Source organism: Pseudomonas sp. 2FE (genome assembly GCF_005503735.1).
Taxonomy (GTDB): Bacteria; Pseudomonadota; Gammaproteobacteria; order Pseudomonadales; family Pseudomonadaceae; genus Aquipseudomonas.
The window spans coordinates 109355-121350 of sequence record NZ_SCMO01000004.1 but is presented as its reverse complement, the minus strand read 5'-3'; the positions used below and the strand labels follow the sequence as shown (position 1 = coordinate 121350).

9 protein-coding genes and 2 pseudogenes are annotated in these 11996 nt (G+C 55.2%); 3 read left to right on the top strand and 8 right to left on the bottom strand.

What is annotated here, in order from left to right; all coding sequences use genetic code 11:
* Nucleotides 1-93 precede the first annotated feature (93 nt).
* Together FFS12_RS09725 and FFS12_RS09720 are read right to left on the bottom strand one after the other, a co-directional pair.
* Nucleotides 94-633: pseudogene (locus FFS12_RS09725) on the bottom strand (transposase).
* 178 nt (nt 634-811) lie between these two features.
* Entirely contained in the window at nt 812-1093 is a 282-nt protein-coding gene (locus tag FFS12_RS09720; protein WP_137886645.1) for a peptidylprolyl isomerase, read from the bottom strand.
* A gap of 884 nt (nt 1094-1977) precedes the next feature.
* Here FFS12_RS09720 and FFS12_RS09710 point away from each other — a divergent pair.
* Entirely contained in the window at nt 1978-2394 is a 417-nt protein-coding gene (locus tag FFS12_RS09710; RefSeq protein WP_137818320.1) for an HPF/RaiA family ribosome-associated protein, read from the top strand.
* Nucleotides 2395-2481: 87 nt separating this feature from the next.
* Here the strand turns inward: FFS12_RS09710 and FFS12_RS09705 are convergent.
* Nucleotides 2482-2544, bottom strand: a pseudogene (locus FFS12_RS09705) (transposase); the annotation flags it as partial.
* 226 nt (nt 2545-2770) lie between these two features.
* On the opposite strand from FFS12_RS09705, the gene FFS12_RS09700 reads away from it, so the two are divergent.
* Both FFS12_RS09700 and FFS12_RS09695 read left to right on the top strand, forming a co-directional pair.
* Nucleotides 2771-3112 (top strand): hypothetical protein, encoded by a 342-nt coding sequence (locus FFS12_RS09700; protein WP_137886644.1) that lies wholly within the window; start codon nt 2771-2773, stop codon nt 3110-3112.
* A 425-nt stretch (nt 3113-3537) separates the two neighbouring features.
* On the top strand, nt 3538-4464 hold the full coding sequence (locus FFS12_RS09695) for a CAP domain-containing protein (RefSeq protein WP_256657351.1): 927 nt from the start codon (nt 3538-3540) through the stop codon (nt 4462-4464).
* A 170-nt stretch (nt 4465-4634) separates the two neighbouring features.
* Here FFS12_RS09695 and FFS12_RS09690 read toward each other — a convergent pair whose 3' ends face one another.
* The 5 genes from FFS12_RS09690 to FFS12_RS09670 all read right to left on the bottom strand — a co-directional run bounded on the left by FFS12_RS09690 (nt 4635) and on the right by FFS12_RS09670 (nt 11734).
* Nucleotides 4635-5000, bottom strand: a complete 366-nt coding sequence (locus FFS12_RS09690; protein ID WP_137886643.1) for an STAS/SEC14 domain-containing protein — start codon at nt 4998-5000, stop codon at nt 4635-4637.
* 966 nt (nt 5001-5966) lie between these two features.
* Nucleotides 5967-6497, bottom strand: a complete 531-nt coding sequence (locus tag FFS12_RS09685; protein ID WP_137886642.1) for a transposase — start codon at nt 6495-6497, stop codon at nt 5967-5969.
* 519 nt (nt 6498-7016) lie between these two features.
* Entirely contained in the window at nt 7017-7772 is a 756-nt protein-coding gene (locus FFS12_RS09680) for a hypothetical protein (protein ID WP_137886641.1), read from the bottom strand.
* 462 nt (nt 7773-8234) lie between these two features.
* Entirely contained in the window at nt 8235-10328 is a 2094-nt protein-coding gene (locus FFS12_RS09675; RefSeq protein ID WP_137886640.1) for an ATP-binding protein, read from the bottom strand.
* Between the two features lie 158 nt (nt 10329-10486).
* A complete protein-coding gene (locus tag FFS12_RS09670) occupies nt 10487-11734 on the bottom strand; it encodes a ribonucleotide-diphosphate reductase subunit beta (RefSeq protein ID WP_137886639.1) in 1248 nt (415 codons plus the stop codon).
* Nucleotides 11735-11996 lie beyond the last annotated feature (262 nt).

Sequence of the window (11996 nt, the reverse complement as noted above, 5' to 3'; positions counted from 1 at the left end):
AGCATGCTGCCTGGGAAAGCTAAAGGTCATGTATCAACCTATGGTAGATCGTTATCACGCACTGCGTGGAAACGCAGGCTGTGACGCTCCGCGTCACGCTATCCCCCGGCGATCAACCGCAATAAGCCCTTCCTGCCCTGCATAATTCCGAGCGCTGGAATAGCACCAGTGCTCCGCGCGGTCGACATAGCCACGCTTCACCGGGTTGTGATGGAGGTAGTCGAGCTTCTCGCGCATCACCGCTTCGCTGCACACCAGTTCTGCGTGTGAGCCTTCCTGCCAGAGTTGGTACACCCGGTCGGCCTTGTGGGCGCGTTTGGTGCAGCGCGGGCGCTGCAGAACAGGGTCTGGGCCTTGGCTTTCCAGGTGGTCGATGATCCGCCGGGCAGTAAAGGATTTGAAGTTGCTGACGCACTTGGCCAGTTCGGGCGCTTGGGCCACGAAATGCAGGTGGTTTTCCAGCACCACATAGCCATAGAGGCGCAGGCTTTGCTGCGCCTGCTGGTAGCGTCAGCAGTCGAGCAGGATGTCGACCAGGGCAGGGCGGGTGAACAGCGGCAACCACTCCATCAGCGTGCAGGTGAGGAAGTGCGGTTTGTCCGGTTCGGTGATGAGGTAACGGCTACGGCCCATTGGATTCTTCCTTGAATCATAAGGGTGGACGCTGGAGCGTCGAGGGCTGCGTTCCCACGCGGAGCGTGGGAACGATCAATCAGAGTGAGGCGGGTATACCGGATTGCTCCCATGCTCCAGCGTGGGAGCATAGCCTGTGACGCTCGGCGTCACGGTGTTGAGTGGGAGCGATAAAAAATCAGTCTTGGCGGCTGGTGACTTCGAGCAGGTGGTAACCAAACTGGGTTTTCACCGGGCCTTGCACGACATTGAGCGGGGCGCTGAACACCACGGCGTCGAATTCTTTAACCATCTGGCCTGGGCCGAACGAGCCGAGGTTGCCACCGTCGCGGCTGGACGGGCAGGTCGAGTTATCTTTAGCAACCTGCGCAAAGTCAGCGCCGCCTTCGATAGCTGCTTTCAGTTCGTTGCACTTAGCTTCGGTTGCAACCAGGATGTGACGGGCAGTGGCTTTAGCCATGGGGATTACTCCTTTCAAAGAAGTTGCTGAGCCTACCGCAATCGGTGGGCTAGTCAAACGGTGGGCCAGGGATAGCTTTTCGTGAGGGGGCACCTAGCCCGCCCCTGCGGGCCGATTTGCCTGAGTACCGGCTTTTGTAGGAGCGGCCTTGGCCGCGAAGCGGTAGTGCAGCTAACGCTTGATAGTGCGTTCTGACGCCGCACTTTCATCGTCTGATGGTTCTGGTTCCGCCCTTACGGCGGGTCACTTCTGGCAGTCGCCCCAGAAGTAACCAAGAAGGCTTGCCCCGACATCTGGCCCGCCTGCGGCGGGTTCCCTCACTCCATCATTGCTCCAGAGGCCCGCCGCGAAGGGCCATCCCTGGCCCATCGCAGCTCTCGCGGCATCCATGCCGCTCAACCCCTTACGCAACGACTCCGTTCGGCCGGGTGTAAAGGGGCGTTTGGCGTCGCCCGACTTTCACGGTCTGGCGCTCAATAGCGTTGGCTTTTGATTTTGATTTTGCGAAGCCAAAAGTCAGTCAAAAATTTGCCAGACAACTCGGTCCCCAGGTCCCGTCAGGAGGCCGAGTGGAGGTGCTCTGGAGAGGGGTGTTCGGCATGGATGCCGAACGAGGAACGATGGGCCAGGGACGGTCCTTCGTGACGACCCTCGGAGCAGCCCCGGAGCGTGGTAAGTCTGGCCGCAGGCCAGACCCGGATGCCGGGTGCGCTTTCTCTTTGGTTACTTTTCGCGCAAGCAAAGAGAAAGTAACTCGCCGTAAGGGCGAAACCAGTAAGTAGGATCGATGAAAGCCATTGACCAAATGGGTGGCGGATGGCGTAGGCTGGTCCTGCCGCATCAACACGCGGCGCTATTCGCGAACAGTTGAAGAAGGAAAGCTTATGCAAATCCAAGTTCACAGCGATAACCACATCGAAGGCAGCGCCCGACTCGTAGAGTGGGTAAGTGCCAGTGTTGCCAGCAAGCTGGAGCGCTTCGACGACGAATTGACCCGCATTGTCGTCCATCTCAATGACGAAAACGGGATAAAGGCCGGCGCCAACGACATGCGCTGCCAGATCGAGGCACGGCCCAAAGGGCTACAGCCGCTCTCCGTTACCCATAAAGCCGAGTCACTGGATCAGGCCATAGAAGGGGCCATTGATAAACTTGGCAATGCGCTGAACCACCAGTTCGGCAAGCTGCGCAGCAAGCGTGCGCCGACCCATCTGGCCGACGGTGAAGCTGAGGGTATTGAAGGGCAGGATGCGTTGCTGCAGGAAGACTTCCTCGCCGACGAACAAGTCCGCACCTCTTAACAGATCGCTAAGTAAAGCCGCAGCTGGGTAGGAGCCCGCCTGCGGCTTTTTTATTGGCTGCATTTAAGTCAGCTGATCGACACCATCGAACAGCGGCAACCACTCCACCACAGTGCGGGTGAGGATGTGCGGTTTGTCCGGTTCGGTGATGAGGTAACGGCTACGGCCATCGGATTCTTCCTTGAATCAGGCGGGTGGACGCTGGAGCGTCGAGGGCTGCATGCCCACGCTCCAGCGTCACGATGTACCGCGGTGCGTGGGCGCGATCAAACCAGGCCCAACACGGGGCCAATGGAGCAACGTCCCCTTGCTAATTGTCTAAAGTTGAGCAGGAGGGCGTGACAGTGCCCGGGCGTTCACTTCAGGAGGTCTCGCCATGGCTACCTTGACCATCGAAGGCTGGTGCAAAATCAGTGACAACAAAAAGTCCACCCCGGTGGGGGAGATCCATTTTTACGTCAATGGAGACGACCATTTGCATCTAGAGCAGGCCGAAGAACGCCTGCAGAAGACCCATGAGCCTGAAGCCATGGTCGATGTCGATATGACCACGTTGGAATTGATCACGCCGGAGGGTTGCGGCCCCTTGTCCGATTGCCAATTCCGCGTCTATTTGAGCGCAAGCGATCAACGCGGCCAATTCCATTTGGTCGGGCATCGGGCGAGTGATGGCAGCTTGATCTATACCAACGCGGTGATGATCGATCAGCTGGCTTAGCCGCGCACTGTTCAGGAGCAACGCTTTGCTCTCTGAGCCAGGCCGACGCCATATTGCTCCAGGGACACGGTCTGGACGTTCCTCGCGCAGGGTTTCCCTGGCCCTTCGCGGCTTGCGGCGTTGCTAGCTTCGTGCCGCTCATAGCTACCGGGCCGGCTCCTGCCACAACGATTTAATCGCTCAGACCCCTTTGGTTTTTGATCTCGGCGGCGTATTCAAGCCAGCCCGCGCCATAGGTTCAGGCTGGTGCTGCGGTGCTTTGAAAGGCGGGGCGTTTGCGAGTTAGGGAGGCAGAAAATAAATCTGTCCCGAGTGGCAGGCGGCTTTCTCGCAAGTATTCTCTGGAGTTCTCGGCTTTGTCGTTGTCTACAGGCAGCCTGCCCAGGCCATCAAGCCACCCACCCATGAGGTTGATGACACGAACCATGCCCGATACTTCAAATTCAGCTGGCCGCCGCGCGCGTACCAAGGGCCTGAACCGCTTAGCGTTGCTCGCGATTGCGATAGTTGCGATGCTCGGCGCCGCATCCGCATCCGCATCCGCATCGGCATCGGCATCGGCATCCGCGAGCGACAGCGACGAACTCATCGCGCTGATCAATGCTTACCGCGAATCGCCGCAAGCCTGCGACGGCAAGCAAACCGAGGCGGCGGGCCCGCTGGTACCGGACGCCCGACTGGCCCGCGTGCAGCTGGCTTCCGGTGTGCAATTGCAAGTCGCATTGCAGCAGGTCGGCTATCAGCCCGCCACGGTACGGGTGATTACCTTATCCGGGCCGGGGAGTGTGAGCGCCGTTAGCCAGGCGATCCAACAGCGCTACTGCGCCACGCTGCTGGATGCGCAATATGCAGAGGTCGGTGTACAGCGCACTGCCAACACCTGGCAGGTGATCCTCGCCCGACCGCTACTGCCCAGTGGCATGCCCGACTGGCAGGCGGCGGGTCGGGACATCCTGCAATTGGTCAATGCCGCTCGCGCCCAACCGCAGCGCTGCGGCAGCCAAGCATTCGACCCGGCACCGCCCTTGCGTTGGAATGAGCGACTCGGCCAAAGCGCCCTGGCGCATAGCCGCGATATGGCCGCTCGCAACTCCTTCAGCCACACAGGACAGGACGGCAGCCTAGCGGGTAAGCGCGCCACGCGTGATGGATATGCCTGGCAACAGATCGGCGAAAACATCGCCGCAGGGCAGGGCAGCGCAAAACAGACAGTCGCCGGCTGGCTGGGCAGCCCGTCGCACTGCTTCAACATCATGAACCCGGACTTCAGCGAAATGGGCGCCGCCTATGCGGTCGATCCGCAGAGCGATGCCGGGATCTACTGGACGCAGGTGTTCGGTCTGCCGCGTTAGGCAGCGCAACCCATCAGCCGCGGCAGCCCGGTGATGAATAAGCAGGTCTTACGGGCGGCTGAAAATAAAGCTGCCCGCGGTCGATGGCTCCCACGCTCCAGCGTGGGAGCCTGGCTTGTAACGCTCTGCGTCACGGGGCCGTGGGAGCGATCAACCTCTTGCACCTATGGCTAATGCTGCAACCAAGCCTCGGCTTCCGCCTCCTGGCCCAGATCGAATGCCTTGATCTGCAGACCCGGAATCAGCGCGCCCTCGACCTCGCTTGCTGTCCTCACCCATTCTTTGCCGGCAACCACTGCCATGCGGTCGAAGTGGCGAACAAACCTGAACAGTTGCGGGATGCGCGACAACTCGACGCCTATTGCGCCCAGCGTTGGAAGCGAGAAATCGCCGACTCGATAGAGCATTCGGCCATGCTCGATGCCTTCGGATTTTTCGCTCAGCTCATCAAGCGCGACTCTCATGCCATTGCTGTCGAGTTTTCCGGCAAATTCCACGTCGATGCGGTTCTCACCGTTTCGCATTACCTGGAACATAGCGACTCCTCCACGGGGGATGTAATTCCCACGATACGCCGCTTGCCAGCGGACGTTAACGAAAATCGGCTTTCTGGATGGTTGGTCGAAAAGGACTATTCGTCCTCTGCTTTTGCGGTGTACTCGGCATCACGCGCAGAGCTCGATTTTGTAGGAGCGGCCTTGGCCGCGAGGCTTCTGCTGTCTTTGGGGTTTGCGTACATACGCTGCACTTTCATGGGCTGATCTAACGGTTTCGCCCTTACGGCGAGTTCCTTTTGGCAGGCGCCCCAAAAGGAACCAAAAAGTCTTGCCCCTGCCATCCGGCCCGCCTGCGGCGGGTTGATTCGCTGCGCTCACCCTTCGGGCCAGCCTGCGGCTGTTACTGCGCTTCGCTACGTTTCCTCGCTCCATCATTGCTCCAGGGGCACGCCGCGAAGGGCCATCCCTGGCCCATCGCAACTCTCGCGGCATCCATGCCGCTCAACCCCCTCCACAACGATTGCGTTCGGCCTCCTGACGGGCGCTTGGCGTCGCCTGAAAGTTCTGCGGCTAGTTACCAAGAACTCGATCAAAAGCTTTCCACAAATAGCCCAGACGACGCGGTCTCCGATCCCGTCAGGAGGCCGAGTGGAGGTGCTGCGTAGGGGGACGAGCCGCATGGATGCGGCGAGAGGCGTAAAGGTCCACGGACGGCCCTTGTACGCCGGCCCCCGGAGTAGCGCTGGAACGAGGGGAGTCTGGCGAAGCCAGACCCGGATGCCGGGCGCGCTTTCTCTTTGGTTACTTTCTCTTTTGCGCGAGCAAAGAGAAAGTGACTCGCCGTAAGGGCGAAACCGGTAGTTGGTGCCAATGAAGATAAACCGGTTACCGCCTGAGTTTGGGCCGATTGCTTGTTGGGAATGATGGGTATCCCACCGCGTCAGCGCGTAGGGTGGATAACCGCAAAGCGTTATCCACCGACAGCCAGGATGATCTGCCTCGCGCCTACCGCTCGCCGAATCCGCTCTCGTCCGCGTCGCCACCGCACCAACCCACCGGATAAATCCCCTGGCGCACCGCCCGGTGAAAGCTCGAATACGGCCAATCGGCCAACCGTTCCACATGGCCATGCTTGATCGGGTTGAAATGGATGTAATCGAAGTGGCGATGGTAATCGAGGTCGTCGTGGATCAGGTGTTCCCAATACCGCCGCTGCCAGATGCCACGTTCGCGGCGGGAGCGCTGGGTGGCTGTCAGCGCTTCGCTTTTGGGCAAGCGCCTGGCGAAGGCGAATTTAATGACCTTCCAACGCAGGGCGAAATCGGCGTCGCCTTCCGGTAACGTCCACAAACAATGCATATGTTCGGGCAGCACCACCCAGGCATCAATATGAAAGGAATGCCGAGCCTTGGTGGCGCGGACGGTAGCGCGCAGCAGATCGATTTCCCGTATCAGTAGATCGCTGCTGCGGTCGAGCAGGTTCACAGTGAAGAAGTAGGTCGCGCCCGGAACACGGGCTCGGCGGTAGTCGGACATGGCGGCTCATCCTTGAGCGAGCGGAGTGCCGATAAACGATGGTGGACAAGCAGAGCGTTGTCCACCCTACGGGCTTCACGTCCGCGTAGGGTGGAAAACTGCGAAGCATTTGCCACCGTGGATATCCAGGCTACTCGCTTTTGCGGTGTACTCGGCATCACGCGCAGAGCTCGATTTTGTAGGCGCGGCCTTGGCCGCGAAGCTTCTGCTGTCTTTGGGGTTTGCGTACATACGCTGCACTTTCATGGGCTGATCTAACGGTTTCGCCCTTACGGCGAGTTCCTTTTGGCAGACGCCCCAAAAGGAACCAAAAAGTCTTGCCCCTGCCATCCGGCCCGCCTGCGGCGGGTTCCCTCGCTCCATCATTGTTCCAGGGGCCGGCGTACAAGGGCCGTCCCTGGCCCTTTACGCCTCTCGCCGCATCCATGCGGCTCACTCCCTTCCACAACGATTCCGCTCGGCCTCCTGATGGGGCGTTTGGCGTCGCCTGTGAGATCGCGGGTGGGGTGACGTTACGAGCTAGCGCGCAGCCTGAGCGTTCGGGGGGTTGGGTGGAGGAATAAGGGTTTCGATTCGATAGTCTTTGAGCGGCAAGATAGTTGCCTTGCCGTCTAGATAAAGCGCGATACGTTCGCTCGACGAGTCAATCACGAAGCCTCTAGCAATTTCGATGTCACCGTCCAGTAGACGCACGCAATAGTCCTGGCGCTTTTCGACTTTTTCGCATCCAAGTGAATAGGTAGGCATGTTTTTTTCAATTGAAAGTTGTGCAGCTTTATAGCCGGTATATGCTGGGGTGATGAGGAATAGATTCGCTGCTGCAGGTAATAATAGAAGAATTAGAGTTATGCTGGTTGATAAGGCAGTAATGGCTATTAGGATGCCCAGTTTTTTATTTTTGCTGAAAATGCTATTTGCGCTCGGAGTGTTATTGGGGCGAGATAGCCAAATCAATAGCACGATTTCAGCTACCAAGAACGCAACAGTTCCTAGGGTTGATAGCACAATCCATGGGTCAGCCAAAACGTTAAGCCAGTTGCCACAGATATGAATTAGGGCTGTGTACGCATAAATAAAATAATCTGTAGTGGATTTCTCAAAAAAACTCGCTCCAACACTAAAGTGGGTCACCCAAGTTTGATGATAAACCACGCCGATTAAGTAGATTGCAGAGTAACCAAATACCCCAAGAAGTGGCGTAAAGGTAATCCAGAATATCTTTGCAAAAATTGACTCTTTGCTGGTGTTACTAATTTTATCGTCAATTTTTTCCATGATTTAGCTCTCCTTTGAGTTTTTTCAGTTTGCTGATTTCTTTCCGAACGCTCAAGTCCTGGGCCAGGTTTACAACAAACTAATAGACGACGCGGTCCCCGGTCCCGTCAGGAGGCCGAGTGGAGGTGCTGTGCAGAGGGGCGTTTGGCATGGATGCCAAACGAGGAACGATGGGCCAGGGATGGCCCTTCGTGACGACCCTCGGAACAGCGCCGGAGCGAGGGAAGTTGAGCGCAGCGAAACCCGGATGTCGGGTGTGCTTTCTCTTTGGTTACTTTCTCTTTGCACAAGAAAAGAGAAAGTAACTCGCCGTAAGGGCGAAACCATTAGAGACACACGGCGGAGAAAATAAATATGTCCCAATTTTTGTAAAGTTAAAATGGGGGGTTATTTAACTTAAAGCCGTTGATGTCGGTAGCTAGAGTTGTTAAATAAATGTATTCAATTTTAATATTTTGGGGTTTATTCTTTTAGTACTTTGTTTACTATATTCTGCATTCCTTCGGGTCGGAAGTTGTCGTCCTTCATTTTGGCTAGTATCAGGTTGCGGAATACTTCATATGAAACTCCGGATGGGTGTTTTCCAATAAACCGTTTTAGTACGGTCCGTCCTCGGAATTTACTTGTCCAACTACCATCGGCAAGGCTCTCGACATATTTTGATCTTAATTCTTGTTCGCGGCTTCTAAGCGATTCAGAGCTAAGATCATCGTTTGTTAGATTGTTTATTTTATTGCGTGAACGATCTATTGCTTCAAGTAAGACTAATGAAAGGTCTTCGGCTTTGGGGTCTGTCTTTGTGTTGATTGCATTTACTAGTTTGGTGTTTGCATAGTCTGCGAGTTCATGCCTGACAAGTTGTTGGAGAGTTTCTTTTGCACAGTCTCTAAGTTCGTCAAATATGGACTCTTCGGTCATGCTTGTGCTGAGTTGAAGTGATTCAATGACCTTGCGGATATACTTGGCTTCTAGAAAGTAATTTTCTATATGGTAAACATCCCAAGAGAAAATATTCTTTGATGAGCTTTGAATTTTTTCTGAGTCGGCATCTTTATCGGTGATTGAGTAAAATTTGAAAGGGAGTTGATCTTTTTCTGAGGCGGCCTCCAAAGTTTCTTGAAGTGCTCTTACGCGAACTTTATTACTTCCGGAAATAAGGTTTGCTTTTTCTTGTAACTCCGGAAATAAAGTCGAGACGACTTTCTGGTCGAAGTCGGAGTCCCCGCCGCCTTCGAATATCACTACTTTTCCTCCAGGGCGATAAGCAGCAAGATCTCCAACTAGGTCGACTAGTGCTAAATCTAGGTCAGCAGTTGCTGATAACGGTTTCAGTTGGCTCTCGCCTACGCCAACATTTCCGAAAGGAAGCATGTGGAAGACGTTGTAAGCATCTTTCCCCACAACTTCTCGTAGTAAAGCGTCAGAGTGAGTTACTAGCCAAATTTGGTTTCCTAAGGCTTCACCTAGATTCTTTTTATAAAATTGCGGTAGGTCTCGGATAAGTCTTGGGTTTAAATGAAGCTCCGGCTCGTCTAATAATATTATCGAGTGTCTAGGTGCAGAGTTTCTAATTCGTAGATATCCATATAATATTTCCTTTTCCCCAGAGCTTAATTCATCAAGGTCATGTACGCTTCCTGATGTGGTCTGGACTGGAAAGCTTAAAGCTCCGTTTGTGGTTGGCTGTGGGCCTAAAAATTTTTTATCCGGAAAGAACGTAGAGAAGAGCTCTTTTAAAGTGTTGGTGAGCGATGGTTGCAAGTCTCGTGGTACACCTGCTTGCTCTGCTAGTATTTCCTTCACATATGTTGCGGCCATTTCTCCTTTGACGTTTGTGTATTTCGTTGTGTAGTTATAGAGGGCTGCCTGGCTGCGTTGTTGTTCCGTGGTTTCCAGGTTTAGGTTTATTCCTTGAACGCTTTCTCTTCCGTAGTGTCGTTGGGCTCCGTGATAATCGATGACCCCTATGTTCTCCGGCCTAAATGTGCCGAATATAATGGAGAGTGCTAGCGAGTTTTGAATATGAGGGTTGCCGCCTGGAGGGATAAAGAACTCCCCGCGGATGGTCGGTGCTGCTAGTTCTAAAATTAGTTGGGAGTATTCGGATTTTGCTTTCTCTATAACTTCAGGTTCTCTGTCTCTGAATTGGGCAGCAAACATCGCCATGCGATGACCGCCCCAAGCGTATGCTTCGGGTAGTATTGTGCGCCATATTTTTTCTCTAAGAAGTTCGTCCGCGTGCGCAGTAATGTATTGTCTTTCTGAATCAGAAAATCTGAAGTCGCAGGAAATTCTAAGTTCTTTCGTTAGATCGTTGAACATTGAAACAAAGTCGCTGGTTCTATTGGTTAGGCTAATTTGAAACTCGCCCATCCATTGCTGCCATTCGTTTGCTTGGTATCCGCCATATACTGATTTCAGTAATCGTATCGCGTCAAATATGCAGGATTTTCCTGAGCCATTTTGGCCAGCGATGATGACCATGTCTCCTAATGGGCCAAGAGAGACCTCTCTAATTCCTCTGAAGTTAGAGATAACTAGCCTTTCTATTTTCATGTTCACTCCTGGCGAAATACTACCGACGCTTTTGGGAAGGGCGTTGATTTCGTGTGGTTATAGAAACTAAAAAGCCCCGCATGTGCGGGGCTTTTTAGTTTCTAAGCTACCCCAACATCCTGTAAGGCACAGCTTTATCTAATGGTCTTAAGCTTGGATCAATCCCAGCTCAACGCCCCACCAGTCTGATACTCGATAACCCGCGTCTCGAAGAAGTTCTTCTCCTTCTTCAAGTCCATGATTTCGCTCATCCATGGGAAGGGGTTGGTGGTGCCTGGGTATTCTTCTTTCAGGCCGATCTGAGTCAGACGACGGTTGGCGATGAACTTGAGGTAGTCCTCCATCATCGCCGCGTTCATGCCCAGTACGCCGCGCGGCATGGTGTCGCGGGCGTATTCAATTTCCAGTTGGGTGCCCTGGAGGATCATCTGGGTGGCTTCGTCTTTGAGCTGGGCATCCCACAGGTGCGGGTTTTCGATCTTGATCTGGTTGATCACGTCGATGCCGAAGTTCAGGTGCATGGACTCGTCGCGCAGGATGTATTGGAACTGCTCGGCGACGCCGGTCATCTTGTTGCGGCGGCCCATGGAGAGGATCTGGGTGAAGCCACAATAGAAGAAGATGCCTTCCAGCACGCAGTAGTAGGCGATCAGGTTGCGCAGCAGCTCTTTGTCGGTCTCGACGGTGCCGGTGTTGAACTGCGGATCGGAGATGGCGCGGGTGTATTTGAGGCCCCAGGCGGCTTTTTTCGCCACCGAGGGGATCTCGTGGTACATGTTGAAGATCGCGCCTTCATCCATGCCCAGCGATTCGATGCAGTACTGGTAGGCGTGGGTGTGGATCGCCTCCTCGAAGGCCTGGCGCAGGATGTACTGGCGGCACTCGGGGTTGGTGATCAGGCGGTACACGGCCAGTGCCAGGTTGTTGGCCACCAGGGAGTCGGCGGTGGAGAAGAAGCCGAGGTTGCGCATGACGATGCGGCGTTCGTCTTCGGTCAGGCCGTCAGTGCTCTTCCACAGGGCGATGTCGGCATTCATGTTGACTTCTTGCGGCATCCAGTGGTTGGCGCAGCCGTCGAGGTATTTCTGCCAGGCCCAGTCGTACTTGAAGGGTACGAGCTGGTTGAGGTCGGCGCGGCAGTTGATCATGCGCTTTTCATCGACCGCGACACGGGCGGAGGAGCCTTCCAGCTCGGCCAGGCCTTCGGCGATGTCGAGTTGGTCCAGGGCTGCCTTGGCGCGGGCTACGGCTGCGGAGTCGCTGTCGCTGACGGCGCGGGCTTCGTGGGCGGCGGCGTTGCCGTCCTTGTCGAGTTTTTCCAGGCTCATATCGACCACCGTTGCTGCGGCGCCGGCCGGTTTGGCGAGGTCGCCGTCTTCTTTATCAAATTCATCCCAGCTCAGCATGCTTCAGCTCCTGCTTGAGGGCCAGAGGTATGTCTGGCCTGTATGGATATACAGTTAATTCTAGTCCGTTGCTCGCGGCACACAAAGCAAAACGGTTGCCGTTGGTCGCACACAGCAGGGCGATGGTTTGCCTCTGCCTGTTCTTTCATTGTTCGTGGGGTGAGGACTCGTGTATGGCTTTAGGCCGGGTCCCCCTCTCCCTAACCCTCTCCCCGAAGGGGCGAGGGGATCGATCTGCGTCTTGCAATAAATTCGCATCTAC

Bases quoted from the DNA above. Each gene is read 5' to 3' on its own strand.
- FFS12_RS09710 (WP_137818320.1), top strand. From the start codon at position 1,978: ATGCAAATCCAAGTTCACAGCGATAACCACATCGAAGGCAGCGCCCGA.
- FFS12_RS09675 (WP_137886640.1), bottom strand. From the start codon at position 10,328: ATGAAAATAGAAAGGCTAGTTATCTCTAACTTCAGAGGAATTAGAGAG.
- FFS12_RS09690 (WP_137886643.1), bottom strand. From the start codon at position 5,000: ATGTTCCAGGTAATGCGAAACGGTGAGAACCGCATCGACGTGGAATTT.
- FFS12_RS09685 (WP_137886642.1), bottom strand. From the start codon at position 6,497: ATGTCCGACTACCGCCGAGCCCGTGTTCCGGGCGCGACCTACTTCTTC.
- FFS12_RS09670 (WP_137886639.1), bottom strand. From the start codon at position 11,734: ATGCTGAGCTGGGATGAATTTGATAAAGAAGACGGCGACCTCGCCAAA.
- FFS12_RS09680 (WP_137886641.1), bottom strand. From the start codon at position 7,772: ATGGAAAAAATTGACGATAAAATTAGTAACACCAGCAAAGAGTCAATT.
- FFS12_RS09700 (WP_137886644.1), top strand. From the start codon at position 2,771: ATGGCTACCTTGACCATCGAAGGCTGGTGCAAAATCAGTGACAACAAA.
- FFS12_RS09720 (WP_137886645.1), bottom strand. From the start codon at position 1,093: ATGGCTAAAGCCACTGCCCGTCACATCCTGGTTGCAACCGAAGCTAAG.
- FFS12_RS09695 (WP_256657351.1), top strand. From the start codon at position 3,538: ATGCCCGATACTTCAAATTCAGCTGGCCGCCGCGCGCGTACCAAGGGC.